18 protein-coding genes are annotated in these 20,065 nt (G+C 63.1%); 15 read left to right on the forward strand and 3 right to left on the reverse strand.

Annotation, left to right across the window (positions count from 1 at the left end; genetic code table 11):
* Positions 1-8 precede the first annotated feature (8 nt).
* The 15 genes from OOJ09_RS00255 (at position 9) to OOJ09_RS00325 (ending at position 17,561) form a co-directional block, all read left to right on the forward strand.
* Complete coding sequence (locus OOJ09_RS00255) at positions 9-1,013, forward strand: Ldh family oxidoreductase (protein WP_269903262.1); 1,005 nt, start codon at positions 9-11, stop codon at positions 1,011-1,013.
* Complete coding sequence (locus OOJ09_RS00260; protein WP_269903263.1) at positions 1,010-2,665, forward strand: hypothetical protein; 1,656 nt, start codon at positions 1,010-1,012, stop codon at positions 2,663-2,665. The genes OOJ09_RS00255 and OOJ09_RS00260 overlap by 4 nt, the downstream gene beginning before the upstream one ends.
* Positions 2,666-2,670: 5 nt before the next feature.
* The gene (locus tag OOJ09_RS00265) at positions 2,671-3,243 is read left to right on the forward strand and encodes a DUF3726 domain-containing protein (RefSeq protein ID WP_269904031.1); all 573 of its coding nucleotides are present in this window, start codon (positions 2,671-2,673) and stop codon (positions 3,241-3,243) included.
* 12 nt (positions 3,244-3,255) lie between these two features.
* Positions 3,256-4,362 (forward strand): SAM-dependent methyltransferase, encoded by a 1,107-nt coding sequence (locus OOJ09_RS00270; RefSeq protein ID WP_269903264.1) that lies wholly within the window; start codon positions 3,256-3,258, stop codon positions 4,360-4,362.
* A 277-nt stretch (positions 4,363-4,639) separates the two neighbouring features.
* Positions 4,640-5,359 (forward strand): TetR/AcrR family transcriptional regulator, encoded by a 720-nt coding sequence (locus OOJ09_RS00275; RefSeq protein WP_269903265.1) that lies wholly within the window; start codon positions 4,640-4,642, stop codon positions 5,357-5,359.
* 421 nt (positions 5,360-5,780) lie between these two features.
* Positions 5,781-6,788, forward strand: a complete 1,008-nt coding sequence (locus tag OOJ09_RS00280) for an ABC transporter permease (protein ID WP_269903266.1) — start codon at positions 5,781-5,783, stop codon at positions 6,786-6,788.
* Positions 6,789-6,856: 68 nt separating this feature from the next.
* Positions 6,857-7,807 carry a sugar ABC transporter substrate-binding protein gene (locus OOJ09_RS00285; protein ID WP_269903267.1) on the forward strand — a complete coding sequence of 317 codons (951 nt, stop codon included), beginning with the start codon at positions 6,857-6,859 and terminating at the stop codon, positions 7,805-7,807.
* Positions 7,808-7,884: 77 nt separating this feature from the next.
* Positions 7,885-10,020 carry an ABC transporter permease gene (locus tag OOJ09_RS00290; RefSeq protein WP_269903268.1) on the forward strand — a complete coding sequence of 712 codons (2,136 nt, stop codon included), beginning with the start codon at positions 7,885-7,887 and terminating at the stop codon, positions 10,018-10,020.
* Positions 10,020-11,060 carry a hypothetical protein gene (locus OOJ09_RS00295; RefSeq protein WP_269903269.1) on the forward strand — a complete coding sequence of 347 codons (1,041 nt, stop codon included), beginning with the start codon at positions 10,020-10,022 and terminating at the stop codon, positions 11,058-11,060. The genes OOJ09_RS00290 and OOJ09_RS00295 overlap by 1 nt, the downstream gene beginning before the upstream one ends.
* Complete coding sequence (locus tag OOJ09_RS00300) at positions 11,057-12,553, forward strand: sugar ABC transporter ATP-binding protein (protein WP_269904032.1); 1,497 nt, start codon at positions 11,057-11,059, stop codon at positions 12,551-12,553. Before OOJ09_RS00295 ends, OOJ09_RS00300 begins: the two co-directional genes overlap by 4 nt.
* Positions 12,554-12,740: 187 nt before the next feature.
* Positions 12,741-14,288 (forward strand): AMP-binding protein, encoded by a 1,548-nt coding sequence (locus OOJ09_RS00305; RefSeq protein ID WP_269903270.1) that lies wholly within the window; start codon positions 12,741-12,743, stop codon positions 14,286-14,288.
* An 86-nt stretch (positions 14,289-14,374) separates the two neighbouring features.
* A complete protein-coding gene (locus tag OOJ09_RS00310; protein ID WP_269903271.1) occupies positions 14,375-15,268 on the forward strand; it encodes an SDR family NAD(P)-dependent oxidoreductase in 894 nt (297 codons plus the stop codon).
* Entirely contained in the window at positions 15,268-16,440 is a 1,173-nt protein-coding gene (locus OOJ09_RS00315) for an acetyl-CoA C-acyltransferase (RefSeq protein WP_269903272.1), read from the forward strand. Before OOJ09_RS00310 ends, OOJ09_RS00315 begins: the two co-directional genes overlap by 1 nt.
* A gap of 213 nt (positions 16,441-16,653) precedes the next feature.
* Positions 16,654-17,037, forward strand: a complete 384-nt coding sequence (locus OOJ09_RS00320) for a VOC family protein (protein ID WP_269903273.1) — start codon at positions 16,654-16,656, stop codon at positions 17,035-17,037.
* Between the two features lie 290 nt (positions 17,038-17,327).
* On the forward strand, positions 17,328-17,561 hold the full coding sequence (locus OOJ09_RS00325) for a hypothetical protein (protein ID WP_269903274.1): 234 nt from the start codon (positions 17,328-17,330) through the stop codon (positions 17,559-17,561).
* Between the two features lie 33 nt (positions 17,562-17,594).
* Here the strand turns inward: OOJ09_RS00325 and OOJ09_RS00330 are convergent, their stop codons facing one another.
* The 3 genes from OOJ09_RS00330 to OOJ09_RS00340 are packed head-to-tail and all read right to left on the reverse strand — an operon-like array spanning position 17,595 to position 20,064.
* Complete coding sequence (locus OOJ09_RS00330; protein WP_269903275.1) at positions 17,595-18,716, reverse strand: ABC transporter permease; 1,122 nt, start codon at positions 18,714-18,716, stop codon at positions 17,595-17,597.
* Positions 18,717-18,719: 3 nt separating this feature from the next.
* Positions 18,720-19,481: an ABC transporter ATP-binding protein gene (locus OOJ09_RS00335; RefSeq protein WP_269903276.1), complete on the reverse strand. Its 762-nt coding sequence runs from the start codon at positions 19,479-19,481 to the stop codon at positions 18,720-18,722.
* Positions 19,450-20,064 carry an ABC transporter substrate-binding protein gene (locus OOJ09_RS00340; protein ID WP_269903277.1) on the reverse strand — a complete coding sequence of 205 codons (615 nt, stop codon included), beginning with the start codon at positions 20,062-20,064 and terminating at the stop codon, positions 19,450-19,452. The genes OOJ09_RS00335 and OOJ09_RS00340 overlap by 32 nt, the downstream gene beginning before the upstream one ends.
* Position 20,065: the final 1 nt, after the last annotated feature.

Here is a 20,065-nt window from a genome sequence, read left to right on the forward strand (position 1 = left end):
ACGACGGGATGAAACGTCTGACGCAAGCTCGGATCGAAACGCTCGTCTGCAGCGCGCTGATGCGCCACGGCGCAAGCGAACTGCAGGCCCGGGCCCTGGCCGCGGGCGTCGCAGCGGCCGAACGCGACGGCCTGAAGTCGCACGGTCTGATGTATCTGCCCACCTATTGCGAACATCTGGCCTGCGGCAAAGTCCTGGGTCTGGCCGAGCCACGCCTGACGCGGCCGGCCGCGGCGGTTCTCGCCGTCGATGCCGGCAACGGCTTTGCCCACGCCGCCATATCCACCGGCCTGCCGCCGCTGGTCGAAGCGGCCCGCTCGCAAGGTGTCGCGGCCCTCGCCATCCGCAACTCCTACAATTGCGGCGCGCTGGGCTATCACACCGAACGCATCGCGCAGGCCGGCCTGGTCGGGTTGGGATTTACCAACGCGCCGGCCTCGATCGCACCCTGGGGTGGCCGCAAGGCGGTCGTCGGCACAAACCCCTGGTCGCTGGCTGTCCCGGACGGACGAGGCGGCGCGCGGTTCGTCATCGATCAGAGCGCGAGCGTGGTTGCCAAGAGCGAAGTCATCAAACGGGCCCGCGCGGGCGAGCCGATTCCGTCCGGCTGGGCCCTCGACGAAAGCGGCGAGACAACCACCGACGCCAGCGTGGCGTTGAAGGGCACGATGGCGCCGGCGGGCGGCTACAAGGGCGTCGGGTCGGCGCTGCTGGTGGAGATCTTCGCCGCATGCCTGACTGGAGCAAACCCAGGGGTTGTCGCCAGCCCCTTCTCCGGCACCGCCGGAGGTCCTCCGGGGACTGGCCAGTTCTTCCTGGCAGTTGCGCCCGACGCCACCTCCGCGGGTGCGTTCGCGGCAACGCTTGAGACCGTTGCCGGCGCCTTCGTCGGCGACACAAGGCTTCCCGGAACTAGGCGCTTTGCCGCGCGCGAGCGCAGCTCCAGGGAAGGCATCGAGGTGGCGTCGGAAACGCTTGCCACCCTCGAAAAGCTCGCCGGTCTTGCCGCATGACGGCAATCGCGCTGCGCCCGCCCCAGGTCGTCATGCGCCTGCAACGGCTCGGCGCGGCGCATCCGACGCGCCTCAGCTTTCTGCGCCAGTTGATCCGGCGCGCCGCCAAGGAGCGATGGCGTGTGCGGAAGGAACGGTTCGAGCTGGACGACCATGGATTCGGACGAGCGGTTTATGCGGTCGAGACACCAGGAAGGATCTACAGCCTGGTCGCGTTCTCGACGCCGCTGGACGATGACAAGCGCTCCGACCGAGTGATCGCACAGGCCTGGGACACGAGCTACGTCCTTTATGACGGATTGCCGGATGCGGCCGAAATCGCCCGGCTGGAGGAAAATGCGCCCTTGCAGGAGGCGGGACGCTTCACGAACCGCGAGCTGGTGCTGGCGCGGGCAAACAAGAGCGTGAGGCTGTTCGAGGCGGTAGCCGCGGCGCTGGCACAAGGACGACAGCCGGTCGAGGAGCAATTGCTTGGTGTCGGCTACTTGCTGCGCACGACGGCGGTCTACGGCAACGGCAAGTTCGGCATCGCCGATCGCGACGAGATCGCGTCGCGACCAGAGCTTTCCGGATCATTCCAGGCCGAGATGCTCACGATCTGGCTGATCCGGTCCTTCACCCTCGATCTGGTTGATCACATTGCCCATCGTCGCAATCCGACCGGCGCGGCAAGGCTGGCGCCGGATTTGCGCCGGGCGCTCGGCGTGGGAAACGCGACGGGCCTGGGCATGGCCCCCTTCCTCGTTCGCCATCCGCTGCTGACGCACAGCTGGTTCCTGGCCCGCGAAACCGCGCTGGCGCGGGTTCGCGCTGAACCGCACGCCGGCGAGGCGGAACGAAAGGCCTTTTCGGGAGCTCTCGCCGACTTGCGCCAGCGCGTTGCCCGCTGGCACAGCGACGACATCCGTCAATCCGCCGCAACCCGGTCATTGGCCGACGATCTCGATACGCTGGCGGAAAACCTCGATCATCTTCTGACGAAGCCTCGCCCATGGGATGCGCTCTATCGCTTCGCGGAAGAACAGTTTTCCCTGGAGGGACAGGAGGCCTGCGTTGCGCTGATCCTCGAGCCGCACGGCGCCTTGATCGATGAGCTGGGCGAGACGATGAAGGCCGACGAGACGCCCGGCCATGCCATCGACGGCAGCATGAGTTGCGGTACTCTTCGGCAGGCGATTCTGGATTGTTATTCCTGGGCGACAAGTATCGATTTCGCCGGGCCGGCCGCCAACGCGCGCTTCTGGTATGTTTCGGCGGAGAAGCTCGAGCCCAGGCTTGGCGAACGCTTCGAGGAAGATGGAGCTGAACTCGAACAGCCGCTCGCCACGGCGCGCGATGCGATCAACCTTGCCGCCGCGCTGGCGCAAGGGCCAGCCTCAAGCCGTGTCGCGGAGTTTCTCCTTCGCCGGCCAGAGTGGCGCCATGCCGTGCGGCGCGCCCAGATCGTTGCCAGTTTTCCCTATGCCGAGATTCACGACAATCTGATCGCCGCGGATTTGCGGCCCGTCGACATATTGCGAGCCAAGCTTGCGTTTTTCGGTGCGCGCAGTTTCGATCCCCGCTCGGACCGCTGGCTGCGGATCGCCCTCTTCGGCGGCGAGCCCCTGATCGAGGATGTCGCCTCGACGGCGCCGGACGGAGAAGCCGCGTGATCGACATGTCGCTCAACGAGGTGGAAACGCTCAGCACCAAGGCGGCGCGCGGCGCGGGATTTTCATGGGGGCAGGCCGAGGAGATCGGACGGGCGGCGCGCCGGATCGCGGTCGAAGACGGAGGCTGGGGCTTTGCCATGCTGAGCCTGGTCGAGAATGCGCACTTCTTCCAGCCACCGGATCTTGCTCGCGTGGCACGCTGGCGCAACGGCGAGGCTGATGTCGCTACCGGAAGGCCGCTCTGTCCCATCCGAACGGCGGCCCTGCTGCTCGACGATCCGCCCCCAGCGGGCGTGATGCCGCTCACGATCTTCGATGTCGGCCTGCCGATCTGGCTCGACGCCATGCTGCGTCGCTCGAAGATGCGCTTGGCGCATCCGGTGGGACTGCGGACATCCCGGGCCGATGTCGTCATCGAACGAAGCGTTGATATCTGGCAGCCGGTCGCGGGCCGGCGCGGAGCGGTCGACCAGCAGACGCTTACCGCGCTGAATTCCTTTGCTGTGCGAACCTACGTGCCGGAAAGCGAACGGTCGCGCGTCCGCGGCGCCGGCGGGGTCCGTGTGGACGATGAATAGGAGAACAAGGCAATGAACGCAGCCGACGGCCAAAAGATTGCCATGCGCGGAGCGGGTTATTACTCGGCGAATACCGCGGGAGCCAAGAACGTAATTGACAAGGTCGGCGATCTCGTCGTCAAGGCTGTCGCCAAGATGCCGCGACTGGCTGACGGCCTACCGTTTGCGATAGCCGATTTCGGTGCCGCGGACGGGGGCACCTCAATGGACATGATGCGGCGGCTGGTTGGCGCCATTCGGGAAGCAGAACCGGAAAGAGCGATATCGATCACCTATACGGACCTGCCCCACAATGATTTCTCGACCCTGTTCCGGCTGAGCCAGGGACTTCTTGGAACCTCTACGGAGGTGCCGCTGGCCGAAACTCCCGGTCTCTACATCTTCGGTAGCGGAACCAGTTTCTATCGCCAGATCCTGCCGGACAATTCCTTGTCGTTCGGCTTCTCCGCCACGGCGATGCACTGGATCAGCAAACGACCTTGCATGATCGCCGACCATGTCCAGGCGGTTGGCGCAACCAATGTCGAGCGCGAGCAATTTCGCGCCCAGGCCCTTCGCGACTGGGAGACGGTCCTGCTTGCCAGGGCGCGCGAGTTGCGGTCCGGCGGAAGGCTCGCCCTTGCCAACTTCTGCGTCGACGAAGCCGGGCGCTATCTCGGACATACGACAGGGATCGACATGTTCGATACCTTCGCGCGCCTTTGGCGCGATCTGCTTCGGGCCGGGCGGATCAGCGAGACGGAATACGTCAACGCGACGTTCCAGCAATTCTACAAGACACCGGAGGAGTTCGGCGCGCCATTCCGCGACCCTGCTTCCTCGGTGTCGCAGGCCGGATTAAGGATGGAGACAATGTTCACCATAGTGACACCCTGTCCCTACGCCGAGGCGTTTCGGAGCCATCACGACGCAGAGGCATTCGCCAAGGCGTATGTGCCAACGCTCCGCTCATGGTCCGAGACCGTTTTCGCAAACGCGCTCGACAGTTCGCGCTCCGCGCACGACCGTTCCGCAATCGTTGACGAACTTTACGGCGCTTACGAAGCTGAAGTTGCGCGAGCACCTGAAGGACACCGGATGGACTACGTCCACTGCGTGACGGAGATCGTCAAATTGTAAGAGATGCGGGCAGCAGGATACGGCTACCGGCGTAAACCCAGCGCCCGAGCCTCCTCTGGTCCCGAAGCACAAGCATGTGACTCACTATCCAGATAGTGAAGATTGACTTGTGCGACGCATTGATTAATTCTTTAAAACGCGTCGGATTTCCAGGGCCGCTCCGAGGCACGGGAAATAGACGCTGGTGGCGTCAATTGCCAGTGGAAAGGTTCTGGCGTCCAGGCACGTTGCTCGACTGGCGCTATCCACTCGACGATGAATTGGAAAGGTAATCAGCTTGTCTCAGGAAAGCGGCGCAAGGCGAAAGCGTGCTACGAAAGCAGAGCAGCGAGCCGAGACGATCGAGCAGATTCTCGACACCGCCGAATATCTGTTCTCAAAGCATGGGCTCCATGGCGTCGCGTTGAAGGACGTCGCTCGAGCCGTCGGTGTGCACCATACGCTGATCAACTACTACTTCACCGACAAGAAGATGCTTTTTGATGCTGTCTTTGCCCGCAGGGCCGCGGTCACCAGTGACCGGCGGATGAAGGCGCTTGCCGACTACGACCATGCAATGAATGGCAAGCCCACGGTGGAGGGCGCGTTGCACGCATTTCTCGACACCGATCTCGACCTCTACATAGAAGGCGACGAGGGTTGGAGGAATTACGCTGCCCTGGGTGCGCAGGTGGCGAACACGCCGCAATGGGGCGCCGAACTGATGGACAAGCATTTCGATCCCGTCGTGCTGAGACTGATTGATCTGCTCAAGAAAGCGCTTCCCGGATGCGCTGAAGAAGACATCTTCTGGGGGTATCATTTCGTCACCGGGGCGCTGATGCTCACGCTGGCGCGAACCGGCCGCATCGACAAGCTGTCCGGCGGACTGTGCCGATCGGACGACTTCATGGCGGTAAAGGAACGCATGGCGACGTTCATGGCGGCGGGCATCCGGTCCATCTGCGTGAAGGCGGGGGCGACGCGCGAAAAGCCAGGGACGACGCGCAAAGGCTGACCGTTGTCGCCGGCAAGCAGACACCCTGGGCGGACCCTGTCCCGGCGCAATCTCGGGCTAAGACCGGCATCGTCTTTGTCATGCCGGGGGCAGCCCGTTGAGCACTTGCTCTCGCGCGGTATCGTGCGTGGAAGTGGACCGCTCGTCTCGAAATCCTCCTGAAATGGCCATCAGCGCGACGGCCGGCCACTTGGCCGAGGCCGCTTGCCGCAACCGCGGCCGATGCCGAGCACCACGCCTGCGAAATGATATTCGCTATCTTGTTAGTGAATATAATCTTTGCTACAGCTTCGTCCGGGAGGAGAGGACATGCAACGCAAAGCAAGGATTGCGAGCGTCACCCGTGTGGGCTGCGCCATGCACCCCACCGACGCGTTCCGCCCCGCATGTCAGGCCGTCAACGCGTCGGACGGTGCCTGCCATGACTGAGACCGTTTTCGGGAATTTGTTGGGCAGCCGCGAGGCCGGCATGCTTGAGCGCGTCGTGCTCGTCGTGACCTTTGCTCTGGTGGTCTTGTTCTCGCTGTTCATCGACGGATTTGCGACCGCTGGAAACCTGCTGGTCATCCTGTCCAATTCCACTTCCCTCGTCATGCTGAGCTGCGGCATGGCTGTCGTGATCATATCGAGGGGGTTGGATCTGTCCCTGATCGCCCAGATGGTGTCGGGGGCGACCATCTTCAGCATCCTGGTTACCAATGGCAGTCCAGCCGCGTTCGCGCTGCTGGTGGCGGTCGCCGCCATGGTCCTGGTCGGATTTGTGAACGCTTTTCTGATCGCCTATGTGGGCATTCCAGCCATGCTGGCGACATTGGCGTCAGCCATGTGCATCACCGGCCTGTTTCGGTTTGCGATCCTGCGTGGCGAATTCATCCTGCTGCTGCCGAAATCGAACCCCGCAGTGCTCTTCCTGTCAGGAAACATCCTGCCGGGTGTAACGGTCCCCGTTGCTTTGATGATCGCCACCCTTTTGGCGACCTGGGCGCTGCTGAGCTACTCGACGGCCGGGCGCATCATCTACGCCATGGGCGACAATTATCAGGCTGCCCGCCTGACCGGCCTGCCGGTGAGAACGACCACCGTGGTCGTTTATGTCTTTGCCGCCGTCACCGCACTTCTCGCCGGTCTTGTCACCTCGGCGGCCAGCGGTGCGGTCGATTTCCGGACTGTCTCGAACGGGACGCTGCTGTTTGACGTGATCCTGGTCGTGGTGCTCGGCGGCATACCGCTTCGAGGTGGCCGCGGCGGCCTCAAGAACATCCTGGTCGGAGCAGCGCTCATCGCCATCCTGCGCAATGGGATGACGCTCATGAACTTCACCACACAGATGCAGGATGCCCTCAGGGGGCTGGTCCTGATCCTGGCAATCGTCATCGATAACTATCTCAACCCCAGGGACACCGAAACCGACACCGTTGGCGATCTTTAAGACTGACAATCAAAACCAAGGAGGAGAACATGGTCTACAGAATTGGGAATCGCATCCGAACCACCGCTATGGCTTTTCTGATCGCTGCAACCGCAGCACTCGGTTCAACTGGATCGACCTCGGCCGGCAATGACCTCACCGGCAAGAAGGTGATCTTCATACCGATCGCCATGGGTATTTCGCTGACCGAAGGGTGGGCGCGCCGCATGAAGGAGGATGCGGCGTTGCATGGCTACACGCTCGAAATCCGCGATCCCGCCTTCAACAGCGGCGCCATGGCCGAACTTCTGGCCAAGGCGATCAGTGAAAAGCCTGATGTTCTGGTCGTCCATAACCCGACGGTTCAGCTGTTGGCCCGTCAGATCAAACAGGCCGAGGCCGCCGGTATCAAGGTGCTGCAGCTTAACCTGCAGTCCAACCAGCCGTCCTCCGCATTCGTTGGCGCCAACCGGACCCGCATTGGCCACGATGTCGCAGAGGATATCGTCAAGGAATGCGGCGCCGGCAGCGGCAAGTCGGGCAAGGTGGCCATCATCCCCGGACAGTTGACCGCTGCTGACAGCGTCATGATGAATGATGCCGCCTTCAAGGTGTTCAAGGATCATCCCGAGATCCAGGTCGTCTCCAACCAGGCGTCGGACTGGGAGCCGGAGAAGGCCCGCCAGATCACGGCAACCGTGCTGCAACAGCATCCTGACCTGTGCGCCATCTTCGGCCATTGGGACGTTCATACGATGGGCGCCGGCCATGCCGTCAAGGACGCCGGGCTTGAAGACAAGGTGCTGGTCTACGCAACGGGTGGTGGTGATAGCGTCACCTGCAAGGCGGTCGAGGACAAGATTCTCGATCGCGTGTGGAGCTACGACGCCGATGGCCAGGGCCGCGATGCAGCCACGATGGTCGACCTCCTGTTGCAAGGTGCCGCGGCGACGGATGGTTCCATGCTTACTGCAGAATCGCCGCTCAAGATCATCAAGGCCGGCCCCACATATGATCCCGGCCTGTGCTGGAAAATGTGAGCCGCAGCCAGTCACCGTCACAGCATCACCCGCGGGGCTCTCCGAGCCCCGCTCGTCCCCTTCGCCTGGAACGCATCATGCCTGCCGAGATCGCCTTCGCCAGCCTGCCGAAGCAGCGCGTGCCCCTGTTCGTCGTTTCGCCGCGGCGCATTCTTGCGGACGTCCTGGCCAAGGGGTGGATCGAGAGCACGATTCCGTTCCTGTCCCTGCTGTTCGTGCTCACCGGGATCGCGCTGACGACGGATGGCTACTTCTCGCCGGCCAATCTGCAGAATCTCGCGCAATATGCCGCCGATGGCGGGCTCGTCGTCCTGGCGCTGCTCATCGTTGTCGCGGTTGGCGGCATCGACCTCTCGGTCGGATCCAACTTCGCAATGTCGGCCTTCGTGGCGCTCTATTGCTTCCACATTCTCAACCTGCCGGTTCCCGCTGTCTTGGTGCTCACGCTTGCGGCCGGAGGGTTGGTCGGCACTGCCAATGGGATCGTCGCTGGCCTGCTCGGCTGTGGCGCGCTGTTGACGACGCTCGGCACCATGATAACCGTCAGGGCGTTCTTTGCGCTCGCCGCACAGGCTGAACTCGTCGAAATCTCGACAAGCAGCCGAACCGACGATCTGTGGGACTGGATCGGGTTCGAGAAATTCCTGAGCGTGCCGATCGGCGCCTGGTGTCTGATCGTCGTGTCGGTACTGGTCTTCGTCATGTTTCGCCAGCTTCGCTTCGGCTGGCATATCCTTGCCGTGGGTGGGAACCGCAAGGCGGCGCGCCACGGTGGCATCCCTGTCAGGACGACCATTTTCCTTGCCTACCTGCTGGCGGGACTTATCGTAGGGCTGGCGGGTTTTCTGTTTGCGGCCCGTCAAAACAGCATCAGCGTCGCCGACACTGGCATCGGCATGGAATTTTTTGCGCTGACGGCCCTTGTGGTCGGCCTTGGCGGCTTCGTGCCCGGCAAGGGTTCGCCAGTGACGGTGCTCATCGGGTTTACGACGATCTACCTCCTGAACAATGCGATGATCAACGCAGGTTTCCGCGGCGATTTCGTCCAGCTTTGCATGGGCGCCATCATCATGGTGATCTTGACCATCGATGTCAGATTCCGAAAGAACCGGCACCGCCTGCTGGCCTCGACCTATCTCGATCCGGTCGCGCTCGATGCCGGGCCTGTGGAAGGCATGCGCGGACTGATGCCAAGCGAGATTGCGCCCCGGCTCAAGGGCGCGGAAATCCTGGCGTCCGGGCGCGTTGACGGACCTGAGGATGTCATTCTCGACGCGCAGGGGAACCTCTATTGCGGCAACCGCAATGGCTGCATCCTGAAGATCGCCGCGCCGACGTATTCGGAGGTAAGCGTGCTGGCCAAGATCGGCGGCCGTCCGCTTGGACTGGCGTTCGACCGGGAAGGGCGGATCGTCACCTGCGTTGCCGGAATGGGCCTGATACGCGTCACGATGGCAGGCGATGTCGAACTGTTGACGGACGAAACGACGCGCAGCCTCTTCAGTGTCCAGGACGACACCGCAATCCATATGGCCGATGACCTGGATATCGGGCCCGATGGCACGATCTACTTCACCGACGCAACCAAGCGTTATGACATAGACAATTGGGGGCTGGATCTGCTGGAGGGGCGCCCCAACGGCCGCCTTCTCAGCTATGATCCGAAGTCCCGCAAGACCCGTACTGTGTGCGACAATCTGGTGTTTCCAAACGGTGTCTGCCTGACCCATGACGGCAAGCACCTGCTGGTCGCCAGCACGTGGAGCTGCTCGATCCTGATCTTTGATCTCGCCAAGCTGTCGGAGGGGCCGCGCGTCTTTCTGAAAGGTCTGCCTGGTTATCCCGACAACATCAACCGGGCGTCAGATGGCGGCTACTGGGTAGCGCTCGCCGGGATGCGCAATCCGCTCTTCGACCAGGTGCTGAAACACCCAGGCCTGCGACGGCGCATGACGAGGCGCGTGCCGCCGACAAACTGGCTCTTCGGCAACCTCAACATCGGAGGCGTGCTCAAGATCGACGGGCTCGGCAAGATAGTCGACGCGCTGTGGGACGCCTCCAACGGGCCTCTCTACATGATCACATCGATGCGCGAGCACGAAGGCTCGCTGTTTCTCGGCGGCGTCACCAACGACAAGATCGGCCGCCTTGTCCTCGATGGTGCCGATGTACAGTGGACCGGGCCCGCAAGTTATTGGGGGAGAGACCGCTGATGCTCTTCGCACGCAAGGTCACCGAGGCTCCCGGAATGACGCTGGAGGGGGTTCTTGGCCCCAACAACCGGCTGGACGAGGCGATGGCCATCCATGCGGAGAAGCCGGAAGCAATGTCCATATCAGCCGAAGGACATCTGCTGTTCAGCTCCGGCAACCAGATCCATCGCCTGCGCCGATGGGGTGAAGCGCCCGAAGACTGGGCGCGGTTCGACCAACCAGTGTCAGCACTATCGAGCAACGCCGACGGCCTTGTCGCGGTCGGCCTGCAAGGTGGTGCGATCGCGGTCATGGACCAGAGCGGGCAACCTGTCGACGGCTGGTCCGTGCCGTCAGACCTCGTCTCGGTGGGCGATTGCGCCTTTCTTTCCGGGGACGAGATCGCTGTCGTCGACAACGGCTACCGCGACGATCAAAACGTGTTGTCCATCGCGCCATGGGACGAGGTGGCACGCGGACGAGTCGCGGTGATCGGCCGCTTCAAGGAACCGCGCGTCGTTGCGCGCGCATTGCACTGCCCGATGGGCATTACCCACGACTTCGCGGGCGGCCTCATCCTCTCCGAACTCGACCGCGCCAGCATCGTCGACCTTTCAGGCCGCATTCTCCAGTCTGGCTATCCCGGGTACCTGGGGCGCATTCGCAAGACCGATACCGGATACGTGATGGCCTGCCTGTCAAGGCGCGATCCCTTGATCGAATTCCTGAAGACCGAGCCAGTGTTCGTGTCGGACATGAAGGCCAATCTCGACCCGCGCTATTGGATCTCGCCGCGTGCGACACCGGAAATCAGCCATGACTTCCCGATCGAGCTGGGTGCAGCCCGCCTTTTCGGTGACGTAAAACCTTGGGCGCCTTCGTTTTCATATGGGCTGGTGATCGAACTGGACGGGAACCTGATGCCGATCGCCTCCGCGCATTCGCGCGCCAACGGAAGCCGGCATGCGATTTGCGATGTCTGTTCGTGGAATGGCGATCTGATGGCCATCAGCCGGGCCAGCGGCGAAATCCTCAACCTTGGTTCCGGGAGCGTGCCATGACGGCCCAGCCGATCGTCAGCCTCGAGAATGTCACCAAGACTTACGGCACCACCGCCGCGCTGGCCGACGCGACCTTTGATTTGATGCCGGGCGAAATTCACGCGCTTGTTGGAGAGAACGGCGCGGGCAAGTCGACGCTTTGCAAGCTGATCGCCGGCGTGATCGCACCCTCCGAGGGCATCCTTAAGATCGACGGCCAGACCGTTCTGTTCTCTTCGCCGAAGGATGCGAGCGGGCATGGGATTTCGATGGTCTATCAGGAGACCAGCCTGGTGCCGCAACTCACGGTCGCCCAGAACATTTTCCTCGGCCGCGAGCAAATGTTCAATTCCGTGCGGCGGGTGCGCAGTGCCGCCCGGCAAGTTCTGCAGCGGCTGAACTTCAAGGTCGATCCCGCGCAGCTTGCAGGCACGCTCTCGGCTGCCAAACGGCAGATGGTCGAGATCGCCCGCGCGGTGCACAACCAGGCGAGGGTGATCATCCTCGACGAACCGACAGCGGCTCTGACCCCTGAGGAAACCGATCATCTGTTCGACCTGATGAAGTCCCTGCAGCGAAACGGTGTGGCGATCATTTTCATATCGCATGCCCTGGAAGAGGCCCTGAGCTATGCGGATAGAATCTCCGTTCTGCGAAACGGACGCATGATGACCACCGGGCCGGCCGCCGATTTCAATCGCGGCACGCTCATCCATCACATGATCGGCGATGAGTTGATCGAGCAGGAGAAGGTCCCGGCGGCAAGGCGCCCGCCGCGGTCCGCCCTGCCGGTGCTGCGCGTGGAGAACATTCGCATGGGCAGCATTGTCAACAACATGTCGTTCTCGATCTTCCCTGGTGAGATCACAGGCTTGGCGGGTTTGATCGGGTCGGGCAGGAGTGAAGTCGCCAAGGTCATCATGGGACACACAAAGCGCAATTTCGGCGGCGGTCGTATCTGGCTTGACGGTCGCGAAGTCCGCTACGGCCTCCCGGCCCAGGCGGTCGCTGACGGCATCGCCTACATCAGTGAAGACCGCAAGCTCGACGGTTTCTTCGACACGCTGAGCGTGGCGGAAAACATCGGCCTGGGTTGGCTGGCCAAGTTCGGAGGTCGTCGCTTCCTTGCGCCACGGGCGAAGATGCGAACCTTGGCGCGGGAATGGGTGGATAGGCTCTCGATCCGCAGCATCGGCGTCGAACGACCGGTTTTGTATCTTTCCGGCGGCAACCAACAGAAGGTGGTCATTGCCAAATCCCTCATTCAGAAGCCGAAGCTGGTCATCTTCGACGAGCCGACGCGCGGCGTGGATGTCGGGGCAATCGCCGAGATACGTCAGATCATCCGCAGCTTTGCCGACAGCGGTGCCGGCGTCATTTTGATATCGTCATATCTGCCGGAAATTCTGGAGACCTGCGACCGGATTTTGGTCGCCAAGAGCGGCACGATTGCCGCCGAGTTCTCAAGGGCCGAGGCAAGCGCCGCCAGTATCCTCAATGCCGCGATCCACTGAGCGAGTCGCGGTCTGGTGAGACGCGGCAGAGCGGGACAGTCCATTTGATAGGTCAATGCATGTTATTAACTGGCTCGATAGTGAATTTTAGGCTGACGCTCGCACGCCGAGAGTGCGACCATCGACAGGTCGTGGCCAGCTGCCCGGCGAGGTCTCGATGATAGACGGCACTGTCCAGCCTTTCGCCTTGACGCTCGAGAAGTTTCTCGAGCACGCCGCCAAATGGCATCCTCAAGCGCAGGTGGTGACCGGACGCGCGGACGGCAAATCCGATCGAATTGGATATTCCGCGTTGAAGGATCGCAGCTTGCGGATCTCGGCGGTGCTGCAGAGCTTCGGCATAGGCGCCGGGGACCGGATCGCGACACTCGCCTGGAACACCCAGGCTCATATCGAGGTCTGGTACGCCTGCATGGGCATGGGCGCTGTCTGCCACACACTCAATCCGCGGCTGACAGGCGGCCAACTCGCCGCCATGGCAAGCATGTCCAAGGCGCGCATCCTGATCGTAAGTGCGGATCTCCTGCCCCTGGGCGCTGAAATCGTCGGTGCCGCAACAGCGATCGAGCGGATCTGGGTGATCGACGGGGAAAGCGACTTCGTCGTCGAAGCGCCGCTTTGCTCGCTCGACCTGCTGATCGCCCAGTCGCGGGGCGAGGCGACCTGGGGCGATTTCGAGGAGACGTCGCCCTGCGGGCTCTGTTTCACTTCGGGCACGACCGGTGCCCCCAAAGGCGTCACCTATACGCATCGCTCGAGCTTTCTCCACACGCTGCGGCTGTTGCAGGCCGATGTGATGGCGATCTCGGGTGCCGATAGCGTGCTTGCCGTCGTGCCGATGTTTCATGCCAACGCCTGGGGCCTTCCATTCGCGGTGCCGGCAGTGGGCGGCAAGCTGGTTTTGCCGGGACGCAAGATGGACGGCGCCAGTCTGGCCCGCCTGATTGTGGAGGAAGAGGTGACAATGGCGGTAGGCGTTCCGACAGTCTGGCTGGGCCTCGTCGAGCATGCCGAAGCAACCGGCATAACCATGCCAACGCTCAAGCGCATTACCGTCGGAGGAGCCCCGATCGCGCCGGCACTGATGGAGCGGATCGAAAGCCGCCTCGGGGTGAAAGTGCAGACAAGTTGGGGAATGACCGAGCTCTCCCCCTCCGGTACGGTGGCGCCGCTTTTCGAGCGATCGCAAGCGGCGCTCTCCGGCCGCCCTGCCATCGGCGTCGATCTGTTGCTCACCGACGCCGATGGACAGGCGTTGCCCGGGCAGCGCGGTGTCGAAGGGCAGCTGCGCGTACGCGGCGCTGCAGTCGTTGAACGCTATTTTGGAGAACAGGACAGGGCGAGCGACGCGGATGGCTGGTTTGCGACAGGCGATCTCGCGCGCATCGACGAACAGGGCAATCTTGTCATCACGGGCCGCGTCAAGGACCTGATCAAATCCGGCGGCGAATGGATCAACCCGGCCGAGATCGAGGCGGTGATCGGCTCTCTCCCGGAGGTCGGGCTCGCGGCGGTGATTGGTCGGCCGGATCCGAAATGGGGTGAGCGCCCGATCTTGTTGATCGAGATGCGCGAGGCGCAGGTGATCAGCGATGAAGACCTGCTGGCTTGCCTGCACGGGCATGTCGCGTCCTGGTGGATTCCTGATGCGATCTATCGCCTGCCACGCATGCCCCTTGCCGCCACCGGCAAGATCGACAAGATCCGACTGCGAGCCGAGTACGGCAGCGGTTGATGTGACGGCTTACCAAGTCTCTTCGAGAGCCCCCAACCGCCGAGCACACCGGCGGCAGTTCCAGTCAGATCAGAGGTTGCAGCCGAATGTCCGTAAAGGGAAGAATTGCGATCATCACCGGTGCGGGAGGAGGGCTTGGGCGCGCCCATGCCCTTTTCCTCGCGCGCCAAGGGGCCAAGGTGGTCGTCAACGATGTGTCGTATGAGGCGGCCAACCGCGTCGCGACAGAAATAGCCGCCGCGGGTCATGACGCCGTTGCCATCGCCGCGTCGGTGACCGACGAGGCCGCCGTCGCAGCAATGATCGCGCGGACGATTGAGCATTGGGGCCGCGTAGACATCCTGATCAACAACGCTGGCATATTGCGTGACAAGAGCTTCGCGAAGATGAGCCTCGAGGACTTCCGTCTGTTGATCGATGTCCATCTGATGGGAGCGGTGATCTGCACCAAGGCGGTATGGGACATCATGCGCGAGCAGCGCCATGGCCGGATCGTGATGACCACGTCCTCGTCCGGGCTTTACGGCAATTTCGGCCAGGCGAACTACGGCGCCGCCAAGATGGCGCTGGTCGGACTGATGCAGACCCTGGCGATCGAGGGCGACAAATACGGTATTCGGGTCAATTGCCTGGCTCCGACGGCCGCAACGCAGATGACGGATGGCTTGCTGTCCGAAAGACACCTGAGCTTGCTCGATCCGGCGCTGGTCAGCCCCGGATTGCTGGCGCTCGTCGGTGAGGACGCTCCCACTCATGCGATCCTGTGCGCCGGCGCGGGCCATTTCGCCCGGGCGAATGTCACCCTCACGCACGGCCTCCATATCGGCGCCGGCGAAGACGCCGGCGAGGAAGTAATCCGCAATTGGGATGCGATATCCGAGCGCGCCGGCGAGATCGTCCCTGACTACGGTTTCACCCAGGCCGAGCACGAACTTGCCAGCGCCGAGGCGGCAGCCCCGTCAATTGCGAGGCAGCGTTGATGCGCGACGCGGTCATCGTATCGACGGCGCGGACGCCGATCGGACGCGCCTATCGCGGTGCGTTCAACCATACGCCGTCGCCCACGCTTGCGGCCCACGCCCTCACCGCGGCTGCCCAACGCGCCGGCGTCGCGCCCGAGGAGGTCGAGGATTGCGTGCTGGGCTGCTCCTTGCCGCAGGGTGTGCAGCAGACGATCGGCCGGATGGCGGCATTGCGTGCTGGCTTCCCCGTATCGGTGCCGGGCATGACGATGGACCGGCAATGTTCGTCCGGCTTGGTGACCATCGCCACGGCGGCCAAGCAGATCATCGTCGATCGGATGGACATCATCGTTGCCGGCGGGGTGGAATCGATCTCGCTTGTCCAGACGCCCGAACTACGAACCACTCCCGACCCGGCGCTGGCCGCGATGCATCCTGATGCGTACATGCCGATGCTCGAGACCGCGGAGGTCGTCGCGCGGCGCTACGGCATCGCGCGCGATGCCTGCGACCTCTATGCGCTCGGCTCGCAGCAACGCACCGCGGCAGCTCAGGATGCCGGGCGGTTCGACGCCGAGATCGTGCCTGTGAAGACGACGATGAAGAAAGTGGACAAGACCAGCAAGGAGGTCACCTTTCACGAAGTCGCTCTCGACCGGGACGAGGGGATGAGGCCCGACACGACGCTCGCAGGACTTGCCGCGCTAACGCCGGTGATGCCCGGCGGTACGGTCACGGCCGGGAATGCCAGCCAGCTTTCCGATGGCGCCTCGGCTTGCGTTGTCATGGAGGCGCGCCTGGCGGAGCGACGCGGCCTCAGCCCGCTCGGGCGGTATGTCGGCATGGCCGTGGCCGGCACCAAACCGGACGAAATGGGCATCGGTCCGGTCTTTGCCGTGCCGCGCCTGCTTGGACGCTTCGGGCTCTCGCCGGACGACATCGGTCTCTGGGAGATCAATGAGGCCTTCGCCGTGCAGGTGCTTTATTGTCGCGACCGGCTGGGCATCCCCGACGAACGGCTCAACGTCAATGGCGGCGCGATTTCGATCGGCCATCCCTATGGCATGTCCGGCGCAAGAATGGTTGGCCACGCCCTTCTTGAAGGCAAGCGGCGCGGCGTGCGGTACGTCGTGGTCTCCATGTGTGTGGGTGGAGGCATGGGGGCGGCAGGGCTTTTCGAGGTCCTGTAGAGCTGCTTGCCGCGGAGCGTTCGGGCCGCCACATCATACGAGAACGAACGAAGAGGGACGATACGGACCAGTGCGCGATTTGGGTGCTGACTGGCGGCGCAAGAATAAGATCGGCGGGACGAGGCGACCCTTGCGAACGGCGACACCAACAAAGTGGCGCCGTACCCGGCGGTGATCTTGGCCCCAAAGCCCGGCGTGGCTAGAGTTCGGAGCATGCTGAACGCCATTCACCACGTCGCGCTAATCTGCACTGACTACGACCGGTCGCGACGTTTCTACGTCGAACTCCTCGGCCTCGATCTGATCCGGGAGGTCTATCGGGAAGAACGGCAGTCATGGAAGGCCGACTTGCGAATCGGTTCCGCCCAGTTGGAATTGTTCTCCTTCCCCACCCCAGCGATGCGGCCGTCGTATCCAGAGGCGACAGGTCTGCGGCATCTGGCATTCGCCGTGGCGAATCTCGATCTCGTCATTATGCGCCTGGAGGCCGCCGGCGTTGCCGTTGAGCCAATCAGGATCGACCCATACACGAGTCAACGGTTTACCTTTTTCCGCGACCCGGATGGATTGCCGCTCGAACTATGCGAAGCCCAATAAAGAGCTGTTTTCCCCTTTCACGACCACGTCGTCGCAGGTGGGAACACCACTGCTATTGCCTTTTGAGAACTGCAGGTTTGCGATCGCCCTGAGATAGGCGAATGCACCGGGCTTCGCCCCCGAATACTACGGTCGCGAATTCATTGACATCTGCCGTTGCAAGTTCCAAGCAACATTGTTGTCGCCGACCAAATACCTGCCCGGGCGCTGTGCACTGGCGGTCTCATCGGTATCGGCGGAGCCGCGAATCTGTGCTAAGCCGCCGCCCGAACAACCAAAGGACGACACCAGTGAGCGAACTGAACGTGGCCGAGGCGACCGAAAGTATCTATGCCTCGCTCAGAGCGGACAATGCCGACATCGACGCACATATCGCAGCGCTCAAGGCCGCGCTGACGCGAGAGGGGATAAAACAGGCGGTATTCGATCCCAGCAGATTGGCGCAGAACAACCGCTCGGGCCGCAAGCTGATGCAGGCTTATTTTCGGCAGCGCGGCGTGAGCGTCAGGTTTTCGGACCAGTAGAGCCGCGCGCGGGCGGTCTCAAACGCGCCGGCGTCAGATCCTGCGGAGCGCGTCAGCGGGGAGAAGGCGCGTGGCGCGCCAGGCCGGATAGAGCGCGCCGAGGGGGCCAGCGATGAAGACGAAGATCAGCGCCTGCGCGATCGACCAGCCTGACAGGTAAGGCACGATCAGACCCGCCGCGAACTTTGTCTTCGCCGCCATTTCCATTGTCAGGGCGCCGAGAATGATCCCGATTACCCCGCCGGCTGCGCTCATGATCACGCCTTCGATGAGAATGAGCCGAAGAATCCGCCGCGGCGACCAGCCAAGCGCTGCGAGAACTCCAATCTCGAACGTCCGTTCATTCACGGCCATCAGAAGTGTATTGGCAATGGCGACACAGGCCATCACCATGACAACCAGTGAAATTGTCCGGGCAATCGCCTGAAGCAGATCGAAGACGCGGATGCTGCTGGCGAACTGCTCGGTGTCGCCGACCTCGAACCCCGGCGCGGCTGTGACGAGCCTGGTTCGGGCAACAGCGATATCGTTCTTGTCGAGCGGGCGCTTCAGCCTCACCTCGAACAAGGTAAACACGTCCTCCCGCGACAGGAGTTGCTGCAGCCCTTCGAGCGGAACGATCGCGCTGTTCTGGTTCAGTATGGACGAGAACGACGCGATGCCGACAACCGTATAGGGCTGGAACTGGAGCTCGACAGTATCACCGACCCGTTTGTCCAATGCGCTGGCGATCGACTCGCCAAGGATCACGGACCACTGGTCCCCCGATGCAGGGATGCGTCCCGCCAGGAGGTGTATGTCCTTCCACAGGAAGCTGCCGCTCGGCCAGCCGGCCATGACAATGTTCGCGGCGTCGTCAGCAGTGGTGATGTTCAGGAGAACGCCTGACACGGCCTCGACGTTTGGCACCCCCGAAAGCGCCGGGCCCAGCGACGTAGGTACGGTGCTGCTCACCAGGTTGAACGCGCTGCGCTGGCTTACCACCAAATCCGCACCGTTCTCATCGATTCCCGATGCAAACGAGTGCTGGACGCCAGCGGTCAGGCCGGTCAGTGCCACAAACCCCGCCACCGCCAAGGCGATGCCGAGAACCGTGAGCAGGGTGCGAAGCGGACGCGCAATGAGACCGCGCAAGGGAAGGGTCAGCTCTGTCATGGGTCAGCGGATCCGCGACGCCGGCGCGGGCGTCGACATCGCCGCCATTCCGCTGTCCGAGCGGATGCGGCCGTCGGAGATCTCGACTCGCCGGCCGCACAGTGCGGCCACGTCCTCGTCATGCGTCACCACGATCACCGCGGTACCGAATTCGCGATGCACGTTGCCAATGATGCTCATCACCGATTGGCTCGTCTGCACGTCGAGGCTTCCTGTCGGCTCGTCCGCCACGAGAAGCTTCGGACGGTTGGCCAGCGCGCGGGCAATTGCAAGCCGCTGGCGTTCGCCGCCCGAAAGCTCGGCCGGCCGGAGCGTAGCGCGCTCGGCAAGACCGAAATGTGCCAGAAGTTCGAGCGCGCGAACACGACGCTGCCGCGCTCCGCCGAGGTTTCCCAGCAAAGCCACCTCGATGTTCTCGCGCGCCGACAAGGACTGGAGCAGGGAGAAATTCTGGAACACAATCCCGATCTTGCTGGCCCGGACGGCTGCCCATGCAGCCCTGCCGTTGACGGCCCGACCTTCGAACCGAACTTCGCCGCGCGTCGGCCGGTCAAGCCCACAGATCAGGTTCAGGATCGTCGACTTGCCGCTCCCGCTGCGGCCGACAATGGCGACGGTCTCGTCATTGCCGATCGCGAGCGACACATCGTCAACGGCGACAATGCGGCCACCGTCGAAGTCGCGGCCCACATTGCTCAATTCGACGAGGGGGGGCATGAGCACGAGCGAGAAGTCATACCCGGCCTTTCCTGAGATCGACGACAAGCGCGGGGATCGAGCCGCCATTGCCGGCGAGCCGTTGGCCAATGCGGTCCCGCTGCTGCACGGTCACGGAGCCGCCGTCGACAAAGACATCGCCGATGCAGAGTTGTCCGCGGCAGTGGCGGACACGCCAGTCCACGGATGTTGGGCCGTGGAGCGGCCGGCGGAATTCGCTGCGCACCAGGATGTCGCCGTTGGCCAGGGCCTTTGTGCCGATCACGGTGAACGTCTTGTCCTGCGTCCGCTCCAGCCTGTCGGCCAGCCTGTGCGCGATAGCATAAAGAAGCGCATCGATCACCGCGGCGCGGTCGTCCGCACTCGCCCGGCGCCAATACGTCCCGAGCACGGCTTGCGCGATCCCCCTACCGTCGAACGCCGCGGAGATGGAGCGGAGCTGCCCCTCGGCGGATCCACCGTGCCCAAGCACAACCGCCGCCTGGCGCACGGTCTCAACCAACTTGACCGCGTCGCTCTGCTCATCGGCGGCTGCCGAAAGCGATGGGGCGCAGATCGCGAGTAGCATGGGGACAAGCAACAGCCGGGCCAAGGCTGCCCAGCTTGCGTGCGACCATGGGGCTGTCGTCATG

The sequence above is a fragment of the Mesorhizobium qingshengii genome, assembly GCF_027563465.1.
GTDB lineage: Bacteria > Pseudomonadota > Alphaproteobacteria > Rhizobiales > Rhizobiaceae > Mesorhizobium > Mesorhizobium qingshengii_A.

Excerpts from the sequence above, each read along its gene's own strand:
- OOJ09_RS00255 (WP_269903262.1), top strand. The coding sequence starts at position 9 with ATGAAACGTCTGACGCAAGCTCGGATCGAAACGCTCGTCTGCAGCGCG.
- OOJ09_RS00260 (WP_269903263.1), top strand. The coding sequence starts at position 1,010 with ATGACGGCAATCGCGCTGCGCCCGCCCCAGGTCGTCATGCGCCTGCAA.
- OOJ09_RS00265 (WP_269904031.1), top strand. The coding sequence starts at position 2,671 with ATGTCGCTCAACGAGGTGGAAACGCTCAGCACCAAGGCGGCGCGCGGC.
- OOJ09_RS00270 (WP_269903264.1), top strand. The coding sequence starts at position 3,256 with ATGAACGCAGCCGACGGCCAAAAGATTGCCATGCGCGGAGCGGGTTAT.
- OOJ09_RS00280 (WP_269903266.1), top strand. The coding sequence starts at position 5,781 with ATGACTGAGACCGTTTTCGGGAATTTGTTGGGCAGCCGCGAGGCCGGC.
- OOJ09_RS00285 (WP_269903267.1), top strand. The coding sequence starts at position 6,857 with ATGGCTTTTCTGATCGCTGCAACCGCAGCACTCGGTTCAACTGGATCG.
- OOJ09_RS00290 (WP_269903268.1), top strand. The coding sequence starts at position 7,885 with ATGCCTGCCGAGATCGCCTTCGCCAGCCTGCCGAAGCAGCGCGTGCCC.
- OOJ09_RS00295 (WP_269903269.1), top strand. The coding sequence starts at position 10,020 with ATGCTCTTCGCACGCAAGGTCACCGAGGCTCCCGGAATGACGCTGGAG.
- OOJ09_RS00300 (WP_269904032.1), top strand. The coding sequence starts at position 11,057 with ATGACGGCCCAGCCGATCGTCAGCCTCGAGAATGTCACCAAGACTTAC.
- OOJ09_RS00310 (WP_269903271.1), top strand. The coding sequence starts at position 14,375 with ATGTCCGTAAAGGGAAGAATTGCGATCATCACCGGTGCGGGAGGAGGG.
- OOJ09_RS00315 (WP_269903272.1), top strand. The coding sequence starts at position 15,268 with ATGCGCGACGCGGTCATCGTATCGACGGCGCGGACGCCGATCGGACGC.
- OOJ09_RS00320 (WP_269903273.1), top strand. The coding sequence starts at position 16,654 with ATGCTGAACGCCATTCACCACGTCGCGCTAATCTGCACTGACTACGAC.
- OOJ09_RS00330 (WP_269903275.1), bottom strand. The coding sequence starts at position 18,716 with ATGACAGAGCTGACCCTTCCCTTGCGCGGTCTCATTGCGCGTCCGCTT.
- OOJ09_RS00340 (WP_269903277.1), bottom strand. The coding sequence starts at position 20,064 with ATGACGACAGCCCCATGGTCGCACGCAAGCTGGGCAGCCTTGGCCCGG.